The sequence below is a fragment of the Gordonia sp. Z-3 genome, assembly GCF_036233855.1.
In the GTDB taxonomy this organism is placed as follows: domain Bacteria; phylum Actinomycetota; class Actinomycetes; order Mycobacteriales; family Mycobacteriaceae; genus Gordonia; species Gordonia tangerina.
In genome coordinates this window covers 40,388-59,799 of record NZ_JAZARS010000014.1, presented here as the reverse complement: position 1 = coordinate 59,799, position 19,412 = coordinate 40,388, and the positions used below count along the sequence as shown (strand labels likewise).

Annotated in this window: 18 protein-coding genes; 10 read left to right on the top strand and 8 right to left on the bottom strand. The window is 67.0% G+C overall.

Annotation, left to right across the window (positions count from 1 at the left end; genetic code table 11):
* Both VX037_RS16635 and VX037_RS16630 read right to left on the bottom strand, forming a co-directional pair.
* Positions 1–843: a site-2 protease family protein gene (locus VX037_RS16635; RefSeq protein ID WP_235724451.1), complete on the bottom strand. Its 843-nt coding sequence runs from the start codon at positions 841–843 to the stop codon at positions 1–3.
* Positions 840–1,496 (bottom strand): hypothetical protein, encoded by a 657-nt coding sequence (locus VX037_RS16630; RefSeq protein ID WP_235724452.1) that lies wholly within the window; start codon positions 1,494–1,496, stop codon positions 840–842. Before VX037_RS16630 ends, VX037_RS16635 begins: the two co-directional genes overlap by 4 nt.
* A gap of 79 nt (positions 1,497–1,575) precedes the next feature.
* Here VX037_RS16630 and VX037_RS16625 point away from each other — a divergent pair, with 79 nt between their 5' ends.
* A complete protein-coding gene (locus VX037_RS16625) occupies positions 1,576–2,862 on the top strand; it encodes an adenylosuccinate synthase (protein ID WP_235724453.1) in 1,287 nt (428 codons plus the stop codon).
* A gap of 55 nt (positions 2,863–2,917) precedes the next feature.
* Positions 2,918–4,450, top strand: a complete 1,533-nt coding sequence (locus VX037_RS16620; protein WP_287015712.1) for an adenylate/guanylate cyclase domain-containing protein — start codon at positions 2,918–2,920, stop codon at positions 4,448–4,450.
* An 8-nt stretch (positions 4,451–4,458) separates the two neighbouring features.
* On the opposite strand, the gene VX037_RS16615 is transcribed toward VX037_RS16620, so the two are convergent.
* Positions 4,459–6,447 carry an HNH endonuclease signature motif containing protein gene (locus VX037_RS16615; protein ID WP_328714993.1) on the bottom strand — a complete coding sequence of 663 codons (1,989 nt, stop codon included), beginning with the start codon at positions 6,445–6,447 and terminating at the stop codon, positions 4,459–4,461.
* Positions 6,448–7,152: 705 nt separating this feature from the next.
* Between VX037_RS16615 and VX037_RS16610 the strand changes: the two genes are divergently transcribed.
* From VX037_RS16610 to VX037_RS16595, 4 genes are all read left to right on the top strand, one after another.
* Complete coding sequence (locus tag VX037_RS16610; RefSeq protein ID WP_235724456.1) at positions 7,153–7,467, top strand: UBP-type zinc finger domain-containing protein; 315 nt, start codon at positions 7,153–7,155, stop codon at positions 7,465–7,467.
* Positions 7,468–7,548: 81 nt separating this feature from the next.
* Positions 7,549–9,417, top strand: a complete 1,869-nt coding sequence (gene purT / locus VX037_RS16605; RefSeq protein WP_266059927.1) for a formate-dependent phosphoribosylglycinamide formyltransferase — start codon at positions 7,549–7,551, stop codon at positions 9,415–9,417.
* Positions 9,418–9,429: 12 nt separating this feature from the next.
* A complete protein-coding gene (locus VX037_RS16600) occupies positions 9,430–9,909 on the top strand; it encodes a DUF456 domain-containing protein (RefSeq protein ID WP_328714991.1) in 480 nt (159 codons plus the stop codon).
* Positions 9,906–10,598 carry a YoaK family protein gene (locus VX037_RS16595; protein WP_328714990.1) on the top strand — a complete coding sequence of 231 codons (693 nt, stop codon included), beginning with the start codon at positions 9,906–9,908 and terminating at the stop codon, positions 10,596–10,598. Before VX037_RS16600 ends, VX037_RS16595 begins: the two co-directional genes overlap by 4 nt.
* Here the strand turns inward: VX037_RS16595 and VX037_RS16590 are convergent.
* Genes VX037_RS16590 through VX037_RS16580 form a run of 3 tightly spaced genes read right to left on the bottom strand, consistent with a single transcriptional unit; the run spans position 10,558 to position 13,573 of the window.
* Positions 10,558–11,403: an ABC transporter ATP-binding protein gene (locus tag VX037_RS16590; RefSeq protein ID WP_287014727.1), complete on the bottom strand. Its 846-nt coding sequence runs from the start codon at positions 11,401–11,403 to the stop codon at positions 10,558–10,560. The two genes, VX037_RS16595 and VX037_RS16590, sit on opposite strands and share 41 nt — an antisense overlap.
* Positions 11,400–12,527 (bottom strand): FecCD family ABC transporter permease, encoded by a 1,128-nt coding sequence (locus VX037_RS16585; protein WP_266059930.1) that lies wholly within the window; start codon positions 12,525–12,527, stop codon positions 11,400–11,402. The genes VX037_RS16590 and VX037_RS16585 overlap by 4 nt, the downstream gene beginning before the upstream one ends.
* The gene (locus VX037_RS16580; RefSeq protein WP_235724462.1) at positions 12,524–13,573 is read right to left on the bottom strand and encodes a FecCD family ABC transporter permease; all 1,050 of its coding nucleotides are present in this window, start codon (positions 13,571–13,573) and stop codon (positions 12,524–12,526) included. Before VX037_RS16580 ends, VX037_RS16585 begins: the two co-directional genes overlap by 4 nt.
* 281 nt (positions 13,574–13,854) lie before the next feature.
* On the opposite strand from VX037_RS16580, the gene VX037_RS16575 reads away from it, so the two are divergent.
* Positions 13,855–14,334: a hypothetical protein gene (locus VX037_RS16575; protein WP_235724463.1), complete on the top strand. Its 480-nt coding sequence runs from the start codon at positions 13,855–13,857 to the stop codon at positions 14,332–14,334.
* Between the two features lie 239 nt (positions 14,335–14,573).
* On the opposite strand, the gene VX037_RS16570 is transcribed toward VX037_RS16575, so the two are convergent.
* Positions 14,574–15,971 carry an FAD-dependent oxidoreductase gene (locus VX037_RS16570; RefSeq protein ID WP_235724464.1) on the bottom strand — a complete coding sequence of 466 codons (1,398 nt, stop codon included), beginning with the start codon at positions 15,969–15,971 and terminating at the stop codon, positions 14,574–14,576.
* Positions 15,972–16,124: 153 nt separating this feature from the next.
* Positions 16,125–17,156 carry an ABC transporter substrate-binding protein gene (locus tag VX037_RS16565; protein WP_328714989.1) on the bottom strand — a complete coding sequence of 344 codons (1,032 nt, stop codon included), beginning with the start codon at positions 17,154–17,156 and terminating at the stop codon, positions 16,125–16,127.
* 102 nt (positions 17,157–17,258) lie between these two features.
* Between VX037_RS16565 and VX037_RS16560 the strand changes: the two genes are divergently transcribed.
* Genes VX037_RS16560 through VX037_RS16550 form a run of 3 tightly spaced genes read left to right on the top strand, consistent with a single transcriptional unit; the run spans position 17,259 to position 19,371 of the window.
* Positions 17,259–17,765, top strand: a complete 507-nt coding sequence (locus tag VX037_RS16560; RefSeq protein WP_266059932.1) for an Rv0361 family membrane protein — start codon at positions 17,259–17,261, stop codon at positions 17,763–17,765.
* Positions 17,762–18,175 carry a rhodanese-like domain-containing protein gene (locus VX037_RS16555; RefSeq protein ID WP_235724467.1) on the top strand — a complete coding sequence of 138 codons (414 nt, stop codon included), beginning with the start codon at positions 17,762–17,764 and terminating at the stop codon, positions 18,173–18,175. The genes VX037_RS16560 and VX037_RS16555 overlap by 4 nt, the downstream gene beginning before the upstream one ends.
* Positions 18,172–19,371 carry an O-succinylhomoserine sulfhydrylase gene (locus VX037_RS16550; protein ID WP_287014730.1) on the top strand — a complete coding sequence of 400 codons (1,200 nt, stop codon included), beginning with the start codon at positions 18,172–18,174 and terminating at the stop codon, positions 19,369–19,371. Before VX037_RS16555 ends, VX037_RS16550 begins: the two co-directional genes overlap by 4 nt.
* Positions 19,372–19,412 lie beyond the last annotated feature (41 nt).

Sequence of the window (19,412 nt, the reverse complement as noted above, 5' to 3'; positions counted from 1 at the left end):
TCATCGCCAGAACACGAACAGATTCCACCCGTAGGACGCGAGGACGCTGGGCACCCCGGACAGGCCGAACAGCCAGTAGACGAAGTCGAAGAAGGCGCGGTTGAGGAACGGGATGAACAGTAGTGCGAACACGATCAGGAAGCCGTACGGCGCGATCTTCTGCATCGAGAACCGGGTCTGCTCGGACAGATACGGTTCGATGGCCCCGTAGCCGTCGAAGCCGGGCACCGGCGCGATGTTGAGGACTGCGGCGGTGATCTGCAGGAACGCCAGCATCGACAGGGCGGCCCACAGATTGAGTCCGTCGGCGAAATACAGGACGTTGTCGCCTGAGCCGAAACCCTGCGATCCGTATGTGCTGGGTTGGGCGAATCTCACCACGATCAGCAGGATCGCGCCGAGTGCGGCGTTGGTGAGTGGCCCGGCCAGCGACACCATCGTCCGTTGGGCGCGGGTGAATCCGTGTTGGTGGACGTACACCGCACCGCCGGGAAAACCGATGCCACCCAACAGGATGATCAGTAGCGGCAGCCCGATCGACAGCCCGGGGTGGGTGTAGCGCAGCGGGTTGAGGGTGAGATATCCGCGCAGTTCGGCGTTGCGGTCGCCGAAGCGGAAGGCGGTTACCGCGTGGGCGAATTCGTGCAGGCACAGCGAGATGACCCAGCCGGCCAGTACCAACAGCAGGGTGCCGCCGACCGACTCGAGGTTGCGGCCCGGTGCGGAGCCCGCGACCAGCCATCCGCCGGCCGCGGCGGCGACCACCAGACCGAGGAAGACCGGGCCGGGACGTACCGCGCGGATGATCTCGCGGGTCGTCGGACGCAACGGTGCCGAGGTCATGGCCGTACCAGGCGCAGGTCGGTGTCGTGCCGGTAGAAGGTGGATCGCTTGACCACGCGGGGATTCACCACGCCCTCCCTTTCGACGACGATGTTGGTGCCGCCGGTCTGGGCCGCGCGCCCGGTCAGCCAGCGGCCCGGCAGCAGCAACCGCTCCACCTGGGCGCGCAGGCCGGGCAGGGCAAGGGTGGGTTCGATGAGCACCGAGCGCACCTCGCCACGGAACAGTCGTTCGCTGTCGACGTAGGTCTCGCCGTGCAGTTTGGCGCCTTCGGCGCCGAGGTGTCGGGCTCGGCCGAGCAGGACGGTGGCCGCGTCGTCGCGGATCAGCGGTACCGAGGTCGCCGTGCCGTGTTCGGCGAGTTCCCGCGCTGCCGGTCCGTGCGGGAGGCCGTAGCGTGTGGAGGCGCCGGTGGCCTCCGCCGGTAGCAGGGCCACCTCCACGTCGAGGCGCTCGGCCAGCATCAACGCGGCCAGCACCTGGGCGAAGAAGGTGTCCGACTCGTCGGCGATGGTCGGGGCGACCCGCTCGGCGACGCGCGGTTCCACGAGGAGGCGGGTGACCGCGGGGTCGGCCACCGCCGTGGTGACCGCGGTGCGGATGGCGGTCTTGTCGTCGGAGCGGGAGGCCTGCGAAATCAGCGCAAAAGACACTCGAATAGCGTATCGACCCGGGCGAACAAGTAAGGTTGGCCTGTTGTTCACCCGTCCCGACTCGAAGGAGTAACCGACCATGGCCGCGATCGTGCTGATCGGCGCCCAATGGGGTGACGAGGGCAAAGGCAAGGCGACCGACCTCCTGGGCGGGAAGCTGCAATGGGTTGTCCGCTACCAGGGCGGCAACAATGCCGGTCACACGGTGGTGCTGCCGAACGGTGAGACCTTTGCTCTGCACTTGATCCCGTCGGGCATCCTCACCCCGGGAGTGAAGAACGTCATCGGTAACGGTGTCGTGGTGGATCCGGGGGTGCTGCTCACCGAGCTGGGTGGACTCGAGGACCGCGACATCGACACCTCGGGCCTGATGATCTCCGCGGATGCGCATCTGCTGATGCCGTACCACGTGGCGATCGACAAGGTCACCGAGCGTTTCCTCGGCAACAAGAAGATCGGGACCACCGGCCGGGGTATCGGGCCGTGCTATCAGGACAAGATCGCTCGTGTCGGCGTGCGGGCGGCCGACGTGCTGGACGAGAAGATCCTCGCCCAGAAGGTCGAGGCAGCGCTCGAGCTGAAGAATCAGATCCTGGTCAAGATCTACAACCGCCGCGCGCTCGAGCCGGCGCAGGTGGTCGATGAGGTGCTCGAGCAGGCCGAGGGCTTCAAACATCGGATCGCCGACACCCGGTTGCTGCTCAACAAGGCGCTCGAACGGGGCGAGACGGTGCTGTTGGAGGGGTCGCAGGGCACGCTGCTCGATGTCGACCACGGCACATATCCGTACGTGACGTCGTCGAACCCCACTTCGGGTGGTGCGGCGGTTGGCGCGGGAATCGGACCCAACAAGATCACCACCGTGTTGGGCATTCTGAAGGCGTACACGACGCGTGTCGGGTCGGGGCCGTTCCCGACCGAGCTGTTCGACGAGTGGGGTGCCTACCTCGCCAAGACCGGCGGAGAGGTCGGCGTCACCACGGGTCGGGCGCGGCGCTGCGGCTGGTTCGATGCGGTGATCGCGCGGTATGCGACCCGGGTCAACGGGATCACCGACTACTTCCTCACCAAGCTCGACGTGCTGTCCAGCCTGGACACGGTGCCGATCTGCGTGGCCTACGACGTCGACGGTGAGCGAGTCGAGGACATGCCGATGACGCAGACCGGTTTCCATCACGCCAAGCCGATCTACGAGGAGATGCCCGGCTGGTGGGAGGACATCTCCGGATGCACGACCTTCGAGGAACTGCCCAAGAATGCGCAGGACTACATTCTGCGTCTGGAAGATCTTGCCGGCGCACATATCTCGTGCATCGGGGTGGGACCGGGGCGCGATCAGACCATAGTGCGACGCGAGATCGTCTAGCTGCGTCATCGTCTAGGTGCGGTATCGGACGTCGAGTAACCGTCGAGGGGGCGGGATGGACCGGGGGAGTCGTGACTACGGATCGATCCTGCTCGGTTCGGCGTCTGAGGGCGGGTTCAAGCAGCGGGTTCGCATCCAGACCCTGCTGACGTCGTTCCTGTTGATCGCCAACCTGATCGGCGCGATTCTGGCGATCGCGTTGTCGGCGGTGGGGATTCCGGAGCCGTCGTTGTTCCAGGCGGAGCTGTGGTGGGTCAACTACATCGCGGTGCCGGTGTATGTGGCGGTGGCGTTTGTGGTGGGCACGGTCCTCGGGACCGTGGTGGTGGTGCGAGATCTGCAGTGGGCCATCCGGGATCGTCCGCCAACCGCCAAGGATGCCCGGCGTGCGCAGCGCGCGCCGTGGCGACTGGTGTTCATCCAGGGTGCGTTGTGGGCGGCGGCAACCGTCATGTTCACCATCATGTACGGCGTTCTGGACCCGAATCTGATCCCGAAGATGTTCTTCGTGGTGGGGCTCAGCGGCATTGTGGTGGTCGCGATCTCCTACCTGCTCATCGAATTCGCGCTGCGGCCGGTGGCGGCCGAGGTGATCAGCGCCGGCTACCGGCGGCGTAAACGCAGTGGAGTCCGCTCGCGGTCGATCGTGTCGTGGATGGTGGGGTCGGCGATACCGATCATCGGCATCCTGCTGGTGGTGTTCTTCGGTGCTTTTCGGGATGACACGTCAAAACTCGATCTGTTCGTGGGTGTCACGGTGCTGGCCGTGATCGCATTGTCGACAGGGTTGCTGCTGACGGTGCTGACCAGTATCAGTGTGACGGCGCCGATCCGGAGTGTGCGTACCGCGATGAACCGGGTGCAGAGCGGCCGGATCTCGGATGTCGATCTCGTCGTCTACGACGGCACCGAGCTCGGTGATCTGCAGGTGGGTTTCAACAGCATGGTGGGCGGATTGCGTGAGCGCGAACGCATGCGGGATCTGTTCGGCCGTCATGTGGGACGCGATGTGGCCGAGGCGGCGTTGGCTCAGGACCCCGAGCTCGGCGGCGCCGAGCGCACTGTGGCGGTGGTGTTCGTCGACGTGATCGGATCCACGACGCTGGCGCAGGGGCGTAGTCCGAGCGAGGTCGTCGAGATCCTGAATAGGTTCTTCGCCGTGATCGTGGCAGCAGTGGAACGTGGTCAGGGGTTGGTGAACAAATTCGAAGGGGATGCGGTGCTCGCCATTTTCGGAGCACCGCTCGAGATCGACGATCCGGCGGGTGCGGCTTTGATGGCGGCCCGCGACATCGCGAGCGGCCTGGCGCACGAGGTTCCGGACATCTCCGCGGGCATCGGCGTCAGCTACGGGACGGTGGTGGCCGGGAATGTCGGCGCCATCGAGCGGTTCGAGTACACGGTGATCGGCGATCCGGTCAACGAGAGCGCGCGGTTGTCGGAGCTGGCCAAGCGCGATCCGCGCCGACCGTTGGCTTCCGGACGGGCTGTGGATGCTGCCGACGGTGAGGCGACGTCATGGGAACGGCAAGAAAGTACAACGCTTCGTGGACGCAGCGAAGAGACGGTGGTGTACGCGGCGCTGTAGCGCATGCGTCAGCGCGGGTAGGTGACGATGACCTGACCGGTGCGGGCGTTGCGCCAGGTGATGGTGCGGTCGGTGTGCATGGTCGGTATCCACGGCCCGTCATGTTTACGGTCGTGGTCGGGTCGGCACAGGGGTGCGAGGTTGAAGCCCACGGTCCAGCCGCCGGCCAGCGGGTCGGCGTGGCAGAACTTGTGTAGGTGGTCGAGTTCGCATTCCTCGGATGGTCGGCCGCAGTAGGGGTAGCGGCAGCGCCGGTCGAGTTGAATGATCTCGGCCCGCAACGCGGCTGACGGTTTGTAGGTGAGTGCCCCCGGTGGTGGGGCGGCGAATCCGCCGTGGCCGGTGGGGTCGATGGGTGGGGCTGGTGTGCGGTTGCCGAAGATGATCAGTCCGCTGGCGGTGCGGGTCTCACTCGGTCGGGCGGTGATGGTGGTGGCGTGCGGGGCGATCCGTGCGGCGTGGGCGGGGTCGATGGCGCCGTAGCCCATCAGGCGGGTGGGGTCGAGACCGGTCGGGTCGCGCAGCAGGGTCAGGCCGGGGACGATGAGGTCGGGATCGGCGTCGGTGTCGGCTACCTCGGCATCTGCTGTGCCTTCGGCGTCCGTGGTGAGTTCGGCTGCTGGGCCCGCGCTGTCCGCGTCGTCCCCGTCGGGGTCGTCGGTCGCTTCCGCATCGGCGACGTCGGTGTCGTGGTCGGCGGGTGGTGCGGTGATGGACTCTCGTCGCGGTTTCGGGAAGGGCGCGACATCCTGAGCGGTGTCGACGTCCGAGTCGCTGTCGTCGTCGATGTCGGCGAGGGTGATCGGCTGTTCTTCTGCCGCATCCGGCCCACCCAGCGCGGGTTCGGCGGTGTGGCCGGCTGTGTTGGTCTCGTCCGCCGTGCTGGCGTCGACCGACGAGTCACGGACACTGCTGTCACCGGCACTCGGGGTGGGTGCTGTCGCGGGTGTTGGGTTGTTGGTGCGGGTCTGGCGGGCGGGGCAGGTGTCGTCGCCGCAGTGGCAGCGTAGTTTTGCGCCGGGTGCTTTGATGATTTCGGCGAACGCGGCCACACGCTGGGCTTTGGTGCTGCGTCCATCGCGGCGGCAGACCCGTCGTCCGATGAGGGCGCTGATGCGGTCGCGTAGGTGTACGCCGTGTTCGGCGGGGATGCAGGCATCGACGGTCATGTGCCCGAACGCTTCGGCACCGATCGTCACATCCCCGAACAGATCGGTGATGTCCTCGCGGGCCTCGGCCGCCCGGTCAGGGTCGAGGCTGATGATGATCGCGTCGAGATCATCTCGCAACGCGGTGTCGGTGGTGGGCCGGCTGGCCAGATCGAGCACCACATCATCGAAATCCCACGGCTCATCCTCGTCCGGATCGTCACCGGCGGGATCGTCGGTGGCGGCAGGGTCGGTCTCGGACGCAGCATCATCGGAGCCGCCATCATCAGTGCCGTCGCCGTCGGTGTCACCGTCGGAGCCGGCGTCGAGGTCGGCTGTGGGGTCGTCGAGGTCGAGGGTGAGTTCCTCCTCGACATCCTTGCTGTCGGTGTCGGGTTTGTCGGTGGTTTCGGCGTTGTCGGCGAGTTCGCCCAGTCGTGCTCGCAGGTCGCCGGTGGGGCCGGTGGCGGCGCCGCGGATGGCCACACCCAGCCGGTGGGGCCTCAGGTCGCCGGCACGGAAGGCATCACGAATCTTGGGGTGCTCGTCGAGCAGTTCGTCAAGACCAACCCATTCGCTGGCTTGACGTCGCGAAATACCCAACTGCAGCGAGATTTCGCCTTTCGCGGCCTTATCGGCGGCATTGCGGATGCGGTTCGGAACGTAATCGTTGTACCCGGCCAGACGGTCGTTGTAGGTGGATTCACCGATCTGACGGGCGATCTGCATCGCGATGGCCTGGGCTTGATTACTCAACCGCAACAAATCGCGACCGTACTGCGCCAATTCATCGAGACTGCTGGAGGCCAGCAGAGCGTCGTCGGCAGCACGGTCGGTGAAGGTGAACACGAAACGCTCCTTTCCGGCGAAGACGGTCTCTGAGGTCGGGATGGGTTGGTGGGGAATCGAACTGCTATCAGACTATCGGGTGGGTCTGACAACTTTGGCGTGTTGCGGGTGGGGTGTGGATGGATCTTTCGGTGAGGTTCTGGGTTCAGGATATCGGTGGGGTGTGACAACTTTCGTGGGTGAGTGTGGTTGCGTGGGTGGACCCTTCGTGACGCGGCCTCGCCATCTCTGATGCTCCTCAGGGATCTGGGGGCGCGGGTTTGTAGGCTCGACCGCTACTCATGGTCAGAGGCTGCGCTCGTTCCTCGACTTGTTCCTTTGGGTCAGGGCGCTTCGCTTGTTGGTCGCTGCGCTCTTTGTGACTCATGACAAAGGCTTCCTTTCCGATTCTCGGGAAACGTTGGTGGGGAAACGAACTGCTATCAGACTATCGGGCGGGTCCGACAACTTTGGTGCGCTGCAAGTGGGGTGTGGATGGACTTGTTCGGTGAGGTGTTGGGTTCAGGATAGTGGTGGGGTGTGACAACTTCGTGCGTGAGAGTGGTTGCGTGGGTGGACCCTTCGTGACGCGGCCTCGCAAGCTCGGACGCTCCCCGGGGTAGAAGGCAGGGGACGTTCCTCGCGCGCTTCCTACGCGGCGTCAGTCGGTGCCGCTCGTTGCATAAAGCCCGACCCGGAGAGGGACGATCGGGGATGATGGTCACCATGACATTCGCCCGGGGTGCGCAATCGGACGCTGATCGGCGCTGCGTCGAACTCGCGGCCATCGGGGCCGACATCAATGCCGACCCCGAGCCGCGGAACGGTGACCGCTCGGCGTGCGAGGAATGTACTCAACTCGGTGAACACCACTGGGCGCACCTACGGATCTGTCTGACGTGTGGTCATGTCGGGTGCTGCGACTCGAGCCCGCGGCGTCACGCGGCAGCCCACTTCGACGAGACAGGTCACTCGGTGATGCGGTCGGCCGAGCCCGGCGAGGTCTGGCGATGGTGCTATGTCCATCAGTCGACGGACTGATGCGGGGTGCGGGCCGCCGACGATGCGGGACCGACGCGATCTGTTAGCGGCCGTGCACTGAACTGCACGTAGGATCTGGTCATGACGTCAGACAGCGACAACGCTTCGCAGGCGTCGGCGCCGGCGGGCGGAGAGGCCGCGTCGGCGCCGGACGCACACGCTTCCACCCCGGCAGAACACGCGTCGGTGGAGCAACCGCCGGCCGATCAGAAGCCATCCGACGCACCGGCCGACCACCAGTCCCCTGATCGTGGCCCGGAGCAGCACGTTCCGGCCCCCGCGGTCGGCCCGCCCGCCGTGATCGGCACCCCGCTGAGCCCGTCAGCAACCAAGGTGATGGTGCTCGGCGCCGGCGAACTGGGCAAAGAGGTCATCATCGCGTTCCAGCGCCTCGGCGTCGAGGTGATCGCCGTCGACAGGTACGCAGACGCGCCGGGTCAGCAGGTCGCACACCATGCCGAGGTCATCGACATGACCGACGCCGCGGCACTCCTGGCGCTGATCGAGCGCTACCGCCCGCATTATGTGGTCCCGGAGATCGAGGCGATCGCGACCGAGGCCCTCATCGAGGTGGAGAAGCGGGCGCTCGCCGAGGTCATCCCGACCGCACACGCTGTGGTTGCCACCATGAACCGCGAAGGCATCCGGCGCCTCGCCGACGAGGAACTCGGACTGCCCACCTCGCCCTATCTGTTCGCATCGTCGGCGGAGGAGCTCGAGGCGGCGGTCGCCGAGATCGGCTTCCCCTGCGTGGTGAAACCGGTGATGTCGTCGTCGGGCAAGGGCCAGACCGTGGTGCGTGCACCCGCCGACATCGGCGGCGCCTGGCAGAACGCGACGACCGGCGCTCGCGTGCAAGGCGAGCGGGTCATCGTCGAGGGCTTCATCGAGTTCGACTACGAGATCACTCTGCTGACGGTCCGCGCGATCGATCCCGTCACCGGTCGCCTCGCCTCCCATTTCTGCGCACCGATCGGTCACCAGCAGGTCGGCGGCGACTACGTGGAGAGCTGGCAGCCGCACGAGATGTCCACCGACGCGCTGGCCGCGGCGACCTCCATCGCGGCCCGCATCGCCACCGCGATGGGCGACGGGAAGCTCGGCGGTCGAGGTATCTTCGGCGTCGAACTCTTCGTCCAAGGCGACGACGTCTACTTCTCCGAGGTCAGCCCGCGCCCGCACGACACCGGGTTGGTGACTCTCGCCACGCAACGCCTCTCCGAGTTCGAGATGCACGCGCGCGCCATCCTCGGCCTGCCCGTCGACGTCACGCTGGCCTCGCCAGGTGCGTCTGCGGTGATCTACGGTCAGCTCGACGAACCGGCCATCGGATTCGCCAACGTCGCTCGTGCGCTGGCCGTACCCGAAACCGACATCCGGCTGTTCGGCAAGCCGCAGAGCTTCCACCGGCGCCGCATGGGTGTCATCACCGCCACCGCCGACGATGTGGCCACGGCCCGCCAGCGCGCCGTCCAGGCGGCGTCGCTGGTGACGCCGGTGGCGGCGCGTCCCTTCGAACGGACTGTCCCCGAGCCGCTGGGTAACCCGCCGGTGCCGCCACCGCCCCGCCGTCCGGGGCCGCCGCCCGGTGCTCCGAATGTGCCGCCGCACGCCGGTCCACAGCAACAGCGCCCAGCTGGCTGGGCCTATCCGGCCGGACCGCGTCCGGCCGGCGCACCGCCGATTTCCGGGCAGCCGCCGCGCCCGGGCCCGGGTGGACGTCCGCCGCGGCCGACCCCGCCGGGACCGCCGCCCGGTGGCCCACGGCCCGGCCCACCGCCGCAGCGGGGGCCGCAACCACCACGCGGCGGCGCGCCCGGACGCCCCGTCGGGCCGCCGCCCGGACGGCCCGGTCCGCCGCCGGGACCCACCCCTCCACCGGCATCGCGTCCGGCCGGGCCCACGGCGAATCGCCAGGCCGACGAACCGTCGCGCGCCTCGGTCGACTGACCCCAACCGACGATGTCGCTGGGTGGGGAACTGCTCATCGGAGCGGTCATCCTGGTCGGTCTGCTGGGCATCGTCTTCCCGGTGCTGCCTGGAAGCATCCTGGTGGCGCTCGCAATCGGCGTGTGGGCGGTCGCGGTCGGCGGCTGGGCGTGGGGCATCTTCGCCGGCGCCGCGGCTGTCATCGTCATCGGTGAAGTGGTCAAGTATCTGGTCGCCGGGCGGTCGTTGAAGGCCTCCGGTGTGCCGAACACCACCATCGCCGTCGGCGGGGTCCTCGGCATCATCGGGTTTTTCGTGATCCCGGTGATCGGACTGTTCATCGGCTTCGTCGTCGGCGCCATGATCGCCGAGCTGGTCCGCACCCGAAGCGCTCAGGCCGCCTGGCGGGGCACCGTGTCGTCGGCGAAGGCCGCGGCCATCACCATCGGCATCGAGTTGTTCGCCGCATTGCTCGGCACCGCGATCTGGCTTGTCGGGGCAGGGATCTGGTGACCCGGCCGGCTGCGGGGATCATCTCTGCCGCAACGCTGCTGCTGGTCGCCGGATTCGTCGACGCCATCGCCTTCATCTACCTGCAGGCAAACTTCGTGTCCTTCATGTCCGGCAACACCACCGTGATGGGTGTGTCGCCCAGCCTGGGGCACTGGTCAGATGTGGGGATATGCGCCGGGCTGATCGCGCTGTTCTTCGCCGGTGTGTTCGTGGGCTCGGTCATCAACCGCACCCGCCGACGCCCCCGGGAATGGCTGCTGTGGACGGTGACGGGCACCATGGCTCTGGGTGCCACAGTTGCCGACCTGCAACCGGATTCGTCGGGACAAGGCGTCGCCGGGGCGGGCGTGACCGGCATGCTGGTGGTGGCGGTCGCGACCGGCATGATCAATGCGATCTTCGAACGGGACGCCGCGGTGCCCTACGGACTCACCTACGTCACCGGCACATTGGTACGTTCGGCTCGGCAACTCGCCGATACGGTGGTGACGCGCGGGGATCACACCGACGCTCCGCGTCGGGCGTGGCTGAAATCGCTGGGAATGTGGTCGCTGCTCGCCGTCGGCGCCGTCGGCGGGGGCTACGGCTTCCGATGGTTGACGTTGGCCGCGTTGTGGATTCCGGTAGTCGCACTGCTCGTCATGGCGCTCACGACCGCACTGGCGCGTGTCGTGAACCGAGCGGGATGATCATCGGCCCACCGGCGACCGGGTCCTCCATCACGTGGGCCTGGAGACCGAAGGCGTCCTCGAGGAGGTCGGCGGTGACGACGTCGTCGGGTCGACCCTGCGCGACGATCTGTCCCGCCCGCATCACGAACAGTGAATCGCTGTAGCGGGCAGCGAGATTGAGGTCGTGCAGCACCATCACCACGGTCTTGCCGTGCTCGGTGCGCAACGTGTGTACCAAATCGAGGATCTCCACGGAGTGCGCGAGATCGAGGTAGGTGGTCGGCTCGTCGAGCAACAGCAGATCGGTCTCCTGGGCCAGCGTCAGCGCGATCCACACCCGCTGTCGTTGTCCGCCGGACAACGCGTCGATGGGGCGGTCGGCCAGATCGGCGGTCTCGGTCTGCGCCAACGCCCGAGCCACCGCGGCTTCGTCCGCCGCGGTCGCCTGCTGATACCACCGCTGGTGCGGATGACGGCCGCGGATGACCAGGTCGGCGACGGTCAGACCTTCGGGCGCAACGGGATTCTGCGGCAGCAGACCCAGCGCGCGGGCCACCGATTTCGGCCGCATCCGGTTGATGTCCTCGCCGTCGAGGTAGACAGTGCCGGCGCGGGGCGGCAACAACCGCGACAACGCACGCAGCAACGTCGACTTCCCACATCCGTTGGGACCGATGATCGTGGTGATCTGGGCGTCGGGGATGGCGATGTCCAGATCGGTGATGACCGTCCGCTCGTCGTAGGCGACGCTGAGCCCTTCTGCACGCAGTCGACATTGCCCGTTGTTCGGGGAGGTGACGTCGGTGCCGAAACCGTTGGTCATACGGTGGCCTTTCGGGACATGGTGATCATGAGGTAGATGAGGAACGGTCCGCCGATCGCGGCGGTGACAATGCCCACCGGCAGGTTGCCGGGCAGCACCGTTCGGCACAGCAGGTCGCCGCCGAGGACCAGCATCGCGCCGATCAGTCCGGACGCCAGGGGCGTCGGCTGCGACGATCCGGTGAGTCGCAGGGCGATCTGCGGTGCGAGCAGCGCGACGAACGCGATCGGTCCGGCCGCCGACACGCACAGCGCGGTGACGAACACCGCGACCAGCAGCACCACTGCGGTGACCCGGCCGGCGTTCACACCGAGCCCGCGGGCGATCTCGGGTCCGAGGCCCAGCACACCGATCGGGCGCGACAACCCGAGCACCATGGTCACACCGACAGCCACCGCGATCAGCGACGGCCACACGTCGGTCCACGTCGCCTGCGACACCGACCCCACCAGCCAGGTCTGTGCGCGTGCGGCGTCGGCGATCTGCGCGCGGGTCAACATGTAGCTGGTGAGCGCCTGCAGCATCCAGGTGACGCCCACGCCGATGATGACCAGCCGGAACGGGTCGATCCCCGAATTCGCCCGCCGCCCCGGCCAGGCCAGGATGTACATTGCGATCGCCGTCGCGAAACCGCCGAGCAGGGCTGCCGTCGGGATGCCGAGGCCAGCGAGCCAGGCGCCCCAGCTGGTCGAGAACGCGATGGCCGCCACCGCGGCTGCGCTCGCCCCGGCAGTGATGCCGAGGATGTCGGGGGTCGCCAGCGGGTTGCGGGCGATCCGCTGGGTCAACGCGCCGGCCATGCCGAAGCCGAAGCCCACCAGCAGGGAGACGAGCGCGCGGGGCAGCGAGACGTCGAAGACCACCACGTTCTCGATGCGGGTTCCGCCGCCGAGCAGGACGCGCGCGACATCGAACGGCCCCATCGGGTAATCGCTGACACCGACGCTGAGCAGGAACAGCAGCACGGTGATCGCGGCGCCCACGAATCCCACCGTCAGCATGCGCGGCCGAATCACCCACGACGACGGTCCGATCCGCACAACGCGCCGGGTGGCCCGCCGCTGACCGGCGGTGGTCTGGTCGGGTTCGGGGGCCGGCGGCTGCGGCGCGACGTCGACGGTCATACGCTCACCAACTTCCGTCGACGCACCAGCGCGATCAGGAACGGTGCCCCGACCAGCGCGAGCACCACACCGACCTGGATCTCGCCGGGCCGGGCGATGACGCGGCCCAGGATGTCACACACCAAGATGAGGATCGCACCGAGCAACGCCGAGTAGGGCACTATCCAGCGATAGTCGGGGCCGACGATCGCGCGGGAGATGTGCGGGACCACCAGGCCGAGGAAGACGATGGGGCCGCAGGCGGCCGTCGCGGCACCGATGAGCAGCGTGATGGTGAGGATGCCGACGGATCGGATCAACACCACCCGCGAGCCCAGCGCCTTGGTCATGTCCTCGCCGAGGCTGAGCACGTTGAGGAAGTAGCCGCTGCCCAGCGCCAGGATCAGTCCGAGGACGATGAACGGCAGACTCGCCGAGAACACGTCGAGGCCGCGGCCGGTGGTGGCGCCGACGTTCCAGAACCGCCAGGCATCCAACGTGACGCTGTCGGTGAGCACGATTCCCGAAGTGATGGCGAGTAGCAGCGCCGACAGTCCGGTGCCGGCCAGCACCAGTGTCAGCGGGCTCGCACCGGACAATGCGGACAGGCCGAACACCGCACTCGCGGCAATCAGGGCGCCCAGCAGACCGAAGGCCATGTAGGCGATCGGACTCTGGATGCCGAGCACGTAGACGCCGACCACCACCGCGCACGCCGCGCCGGCGTTCACTCCCAACATGCCGGGATCGGCGAGCGGGTTGCGGGTGTGGCCCTGGGCCAGCGCGCCGGCCGCGCCGATCGCGAGGCCCACGATCAGGCCGAGCACCGTACGCGGGAAACGGAGGTCCCAGACGATGCCGTACACGTCGTCGGCGCCGGGCGGGGGAGTGGGCGATTCCAGCACCAGCCACGGCACCCCGTGGAAGTCGGCGAGGGCCAGATGTGGCCAGCCGCCGGCCTGGATCGCGTCGAGAACCTCGCTCAAGCCGAGTTGGCGGGTGCCGATGGCGACCGACGCGAGCAGCGCCACCACGAGAACCGCGGTGAGCAGCACAATCCCGGTCATTCGACGCACAAAGGGTTACCTTACCAACCTTTCCCGCCCCCGATGTCAGGGCCAAACGTTCCAATATCCGTTGTATAACGAATCACGCTCATGACTGTGAAGATGCTGAGCAGTGCGTAACGATTCGGCAGGCGCGGGCCGATAGTCACACCACACGTCGCAGAGACAACACGTCGCACGGACGTTGCGTCGACAGGCGCAACTCGTCGAGAAGTCGAAGCAATCGAGAAGTCGAAGCAATCGAGAAGACAACAGTCGAGAAGACAACAGAGGAGAGGGCGATGAGAGCATCACTCAAGCGTGCGGGGGCAGCCGTGCTGGCCACGGTCGGCATCGCGGCAGGTTCGCTGGCAGGCACTGCGCCGGCACAGGCCGCGACTCCGGGTGATCTGCAGATCCTGGGAGGCATCGAATGCCATTTCGGTCAGTGGGGCCAGCCGTGGAATCAGGCCTGGTACATGTACCGCTGGATGACGGTCCGCAACATCGGTGACACCACCATGCACAACGTCATCCTCAACGAGATCAACGGCGCGTCGGTGCGCGTCAAGGAACTCAAGCCGGGTGAGTCGATGTCCAAGTGGAACGGTAACCGCTGGGTCCGTCCGATCGAGACCCGTTGGTTCGGCTGCTTCCCGTCGTCGATCTCCGGCTTCACCTTCGCCAACGAGGCCGAGAACCTGACCAACAACTTCGGCTACTGGCAGAACTTCCGCCGGATGGACAACCCGGGCCAGCAGACCCCGCCCACCGGTAGCTAGGTCTCCCGCCGTCGGCGCTGGGTAGCGCCGACGGCACCCGGTTTCGCGCCGACAGAACCCGGTTTCGCGCCGACAGAACCCGGTTTCGCGCCGACAGAACCCAAAAAATCACCGAGAGAACCACGGTCTGTGATGACCGGCCCGCGAACTTGTGCGGGTGGGTTCTCTCGGTGATTTTTTGGGTTCTGTCGGCTGCCGTGCTGAGCGCGTTGGCGAGGTGACTCGCCAACGCTCGGGACTCAGCTGGAGGGGCGGGCGACCTTGTCGGGCTCGCTGGCGGCGAGCATGTCCTCGCGCTCGACGACCTTGACGCGTTCGCGGCCTTCGGCGGCGCCCAGGGCGCGCTCGTGCTCGTCGAGGCGGTACCAGCCGTCCCAGGTAGTGAACGGGATGCTCTTGGCCTCGAGGATCTCGATGAGGGCGTCCTCGGACGGACGGCTCGGCGAGAGCAGAGCGCCGTTGGTCATGTCCTCGAGAATGCAGTCGACGGTTTCGTTGGCGTCGCCCTTCGTGTGACCGATCAGGCCGACCGGGCCGCGTTTGACCCAGCCGGTGGTGTAGATGCCGGTGAGTTGGCTGCCCTCGTCGAACACGCGTCCGGCCTCGTTCGGGATCACGCCTGCCTGGTGGTCGAACGGGATCTGCGGCAGGTTGTCCGACAGGTAGCCGACAGCACGGTAGACCGCGCCGATCTCCCAGTCGGTGTGCTTGCCGGTCGGCTTGACGTTGCCGGTGCCGTCGAGCTGGGTGCGCTCGGTGCGCAGGCCGACGACCTTGCCGTCCTCGCCGAGGATCTCCACCGGATTCTCAAAGAAGTGCAGGTAGAGCTTGTGGATCGCGCCCTGCTTGGGGTCGCGGATGGCGTAGTTCTCGATGATCGTGGCGACCTGGTCGGTGATCTTGGACCCGCGGCGGGCCACTGCCGAACCCTCGTCGTACTCGATGTCCTCGGGTGCGACGATGACCTCGATGTTCGGGGAGTGGTCGAGTTCCTTGAGTTCGAGCGGGGTGAACTTCGCCTGCGCCGGTCCGCGACGCCCGAACACGTGCACCTCGACGGCCTTGTTGGCCTTGAGGCCCTCGTAGACGTTGGCGGGGATCTCGGTGGGCAGCAGTTCGTCGCCGGTCTTGGCCAGCACGCGCGCGACGTCGAGGGCGACGTTGCCGACACCGATGACGGCGACCTTCTCCTGATCCAGCGGCCAGGTGCGCGGGAAGTCGGGGTGCCCGTCGTACCAGGCGACGAACTGGGCGGCGCCGTAGCTGCCCTCGAGGTCGATGCCGGGGATGCCCAACGCGCGGTCGTCGGTGGCGCCGGTGGAGAAGATCACCGCGTCGTAGAGGTCACGGAGTTCTTCCAGTGTGATGTCGGTGCCGTAGTCGACGTTGCCGATCAGGCGGACCTGCGGCTTGTCGAGCACCTTGTGCAGCGCCGTGATGATGCCCTTGATACGCGGATGATCCGGTGCCACGCCGTAACGGATCAGACCGAATGGTGCGGGCATGCGCTCGAACAGGTCGATACTGACGCCTCGGTCCTTGGCGGTGTCGGACTTCATCAACGCGTCGGCGGCGTAGATCCCGGCGGGACCTGCACCGACGATGGCAACCCGCAACGGGCGGCTGGTGTCACTCATGGAATAGGTGCTTTCCGTGGCTCTCTCGGTGACTTCCGGTGAAGAAGTCGGTGGCGGTGGCCGCTGACGCGGCGCCTATCCCTTCTACGGTAGGCGCTGATCGTCGTCGGCCAAAATCTCTTGTGAGGTAAACCTCACCTGTGTCCTCGGTGGTCAGCGCTGTGCGGCCGCCGAGATCGGCTCGACAGCCTGCTCGGCCACCCACGGGATGGTGAGCACAGTGGGCACCGACATCGCACTGCCCACCTGCTGATCGAGGTAGACCACGCGGCCCTTGGTAACCACCGGTAGCCGCGACCAGGCCGGATCGTTGCGCAGACGATCGTTGGCGCCGTCCCAGTCGACCGCGACCACGACGTCCACGTCGTTGAGCATGGACATGTTCTCGGCGGAGATCGAACCGTAGAAGCCGTTGGTGATGGCCGGTTGCAGTGACTCCGGAAACGTGAGCCCGTAGTCGGTGAGGGTCTGCCCGCGGCCGTCGGAGCCGGCATAGATCGACAGACCGCCGTCGGGCGAGGCCGTGACCACCACGCCGGTCTTGCCCGCGAATTCGGGATGCTGTTCGCGGATGTCGGCCAGGAATCCCTGTGTCTCGTCGATCTTGGCCTGCGCCTGTTCGGGTAGTCCCACGGCGCGACCGATCTGGGTCGTCTGCACGTCCCACGGCACCTGCCAATCGGGGTACTCGGCGGGGCGGGTGATGGTGGGTACCGCCTTCGACAGAATGTCGTATTGCTCCCGGGTCGGCGCGGCGCCGACGGCGGTGACCAGCTCCGGATCGGTCTGCAGGGCCAGCGGGATCTGACTGCCGAACTCTGCGGCGGCCTGCGGCAGGATCACCGGCTCCGCGTCGCCGAGCAGGTCGGCGTTCCAGGGTGTGCTGCGCTGGGTCGGATCGGCGAACGGCGCGATCGTCGTCGGTGTGATGCCCAATGCCAGCAAGGTGTCGGCGTCGCCCACACCCATCGCCGCGACGCGAGAAGGCTGCTCGGTGATGGTGGTGGCGCCGTACTCGTGGTCGATGGTCACCGGTAGGGCGCCGGGATCGGCGGCCGGCATCGACGACGATACGGCGGCGTCCTCATCGGGTGCGCTGCACGCCCCGACCGACAGCGCCGCGACGGCCACGAGTGACGTGATCGCGATCCGCACCGTGCGGGGGAGTGATCGATGTGCCTTCATGGGAGCCCTCACGTCGATTGGGTTGGGTACCCTAGCCTAACCGCCTGTGGCGGGCCGGTGCCGCGGCCAGGGGGTCTGACGACGGTCGATAGACTGCGCGCCATGGCCAAGCGTGCGGGTGATCAGGATCGTTCGGAGTCCGGTGGACCTTCCGACGGTCAGGCGACGCCCGCGCCGACCTGGAAGGCGGCGTGGCCGTTCCTGGTGGCCCTGGGTGTGGTGGCCATCGCCGCGATCGGCATCGGCATCTCGTATCTGATCCGTCCCGCCGACGACCGGATGAGTACCGAAGCGCACATCCAGCATGCGGTCAACGATGCGTACACCGCTCGCAACGAGTTGGATTACACGCGCTACCGGGAGGCCACATGCGCTGCGGAACTCGCCTCCGACACCTTCCCGGACAAGGACACATTCGTCGAGCAGAACCGGGTCTCGTTCGAGGAGAACGGGCAGATCGTGATCCCGGAGATCGCCGACATCACCGTGAACGGTGACCGGGCGACCGCACAGGTACATTGGCATTTCGACGAGACGCCGGACTCAGAACAGGTCACGGATGTGGTCGTGGTGCGAGAAGACGGGGACTGGAAGGTGTGTACGTCGTGAGCTACGCGGGTGACCTCACGCCCCTGGAGGCGTGGAAGAAACTGGAGAACGACCCCAAGTCGGTGCTGGTGGACTGCCGCACCCGGGCCGAGTGGGCGTTTGTGGGTGTGCCGGATCTCGAGGTCATCGGTAAGAAGACGGTGTTCATCGAGTGGAACACCTTCCCGGACGGCCGCCACAATGATGCGTTCGTCTCGCAGTTGCGCGATGCGGGAATCGCCGATGACGACGAGGTGATCTTCATCTGCCGGTCCGGACATCGGTCCATCGGGGCGGCCGAGGCCGCGACCGCAGACGGGGTCGGCAAGGCCTACAACGTGCTCGACGGCTTCGAAGGTGGGCTGGACTCCGACGACCATCGCGGCAACGCGGGCTGGCGGGCGCAGAACCTCCCCTGGCGGCAGTCGTGAGCCGGCAACTGCCCGAAGGTGTTTCGGCCGACACGCTGGCGGTGCGCGCCGGCCTCGACCGGTCGGGTTTCTTCGAGACCTCCGAGGCGCTGTATCTGACCAGTGGTTACGTCTACGACTCGGCGGAGGCCGCCGAACGCGCGTTCACCGGTGAGGACGAGCGCTTCGTCTACTCCCGCTACGGCAACCCCACAGTCGAGATGTTCCAGGAACGTCTGCGCCAGATCGAAGGTGCGCAAGCGTGTTTCGCCACCGCCAGCGGAATGGCCGCCGTGTTCGTCGCGCTCGGTGCGCTGCTGAAGGCCGGTGACCGCCTGGTGGCCGCACGCAGCCTGTTCGGCTCGTGCTTCGTGGTGTGCAACGAGATCCTGCCCCGTTGGGGTGTGGAGACGGTGTTCGTCGACGGCGAGGACCTCGACCAGTGGCGCGATGCGCTGTCGACGCCCACCACGGCGGTGTTCTTCGAGACCCCGTCCAACCCCATGCAGACCCTCGTCGACGTCGCGGCAGTGACCGAGCTGGCCCATGCCGCCGGCGCGAAGGTGGTGCTGGACAACGTGTTCGCCACCCCGCTGCTGCAGCGCGGACTCGACATGGGTGCCGACGTCATCGTCTACTCCGGGACCAAACACATCGACGGCCAGGGACGCGTGATGGGCGGTGCGGTACTCGGCGAGCAGGAGTACATCGACGGCCCGGTGCAGACCCTGATGCGCCACACCGGGCCGGCATTGAGTCCGTTCAACGCCTGGACGATGCTCAAGGGCCTCGAGACGATGCGGTTGCGGTTGGACGCCTCGGTCGCCTCGGCGTTGCGGATCGCCGAGTTCCTGGAGGCCGATCCACGGGTGGCGTGGGTCAAATATCCCTTCCTGCAGTCTCATCCGCAGTACGAACTCGCCAAGGCGCAGATGTCGGGCGGCGGCACCGTGGTGACCTTCGAGATCGCCGACCGCGACGGCGTCGGTGGCAAGAAGCGGGCCTTCGAGGTGCTCAACGGCCTACGGGTCATCGACATCTCGAATAATCTCGGCGACTCGAAGTCGCTGATCACCCACCCGGCCACCACTACCCATCGTGCGATGGGTCCGGAAGGTCGAGCCGCCATCGGCGTCACCGACTCGGTGGTGCGGCTTTCGGTAGGGCTCGAGGGCGTCGACGACCTGATCGCGGATCTCGATCGGGCGCTGGGGTAAGGAAGTCGGCGGCCTGATCTCGATACGGCCCTCGGCTAGCG

Excerpts from the sequence above, each read along its gene's own strand:
- VX037_RS16590 (WP_287014727.1), bottom strand. The coding sequence starts at position 11,403 with ATGACCAACGGTTTCGGCACCGACGTCACCTCCCCGAACAACGGGCAA.
- VX037_RS16625 (WP_235724453.1), top strand. The coding sequence starts at position 1,576 with ATGGCCGCGATCGTGCTGATCGGCGCCCAATGGGGTGACGAGGGCAAA.
- purT (WP_266059927.1), top strand. The coding sequence starts at position 7,549 with ATGACGTCAGACAGCGACAACGCTTCGCAGGCGTCGGCGCCGGCGGGC.
- VX037_RS16565 (WP_328714989.1), bottom strand. The coding sequence starts at position 17,156 with ATGAAGGCACATCGATCACTCCCCCGCACGGTGCGGATCGCGATCACG.
- VX037_RS16635 (WP_235724451.1), bottom strand. The coding sequence starts at position 843 with ATGACCTCGGCACCGTTGCGTCCGACGACCCGCGAGATCATCCGCGCG.
- VX037_RS16610 (WP_235724456.1), top strand. The coding sequence starts at position 7,153 with ATGACATTCGCCCGGGGTGCGCAATCGGACGCTGATCGGCGCTGCGTC.
- VX037_RS16600 (WP_328714991.1), top strand. The coding sequence starts at position 9,430 with ATGTCGCTGGGTGGGGAACTGCTCATCGGAGCGGTCATCCTGGTCGGT.
- VX037_RS16570 (WP_235724464.1), bottom strand. The coding sequence starts at position 15,971 with ATGAGTGACACCAGCCGCCCGTTGCGGGTTGCCATCGTCGGTGCAGGT.
- VX037_RS16620 (WP_287015712.1), top strand. The coding sequence starts at position 2,918 with ATGGACCGGGGGAGTCGTGACTACGGATCGATCCTGCTCGGTTCGGCG.
- VX037_RS16585 (WP_266059930.1), bottom strand. The coding sequence starts at position 12,527 with ATGACCGTCGACGTCGCGCCGCAGCCGCCGGCCCCCGAACCCGACCAG.
- VX037_RS16580 (WP_235724462.1), bottom strand. The coding sequence starts at position 13,573 with ATGACCGGGATTGTGCTGCTCACCGCGGTTCTCGTGGTGGCGCTGCTC.
- VX037_RS16575 (WP_235724463.1), top strand. The coding sequence starts at position 13,855 with ATGAGAGCATCACTCAAGCGTGCGGGGGCAGCCGTGCTGGCCACGGTC.
- VX037_RS16560 (WP_266059932.1), top strand. The coding sequence starts at position 17,259 with ATGGCCAAGCGTGCGGGTGATCAGGATCGTTCGGAGTCCGGTGGACCT.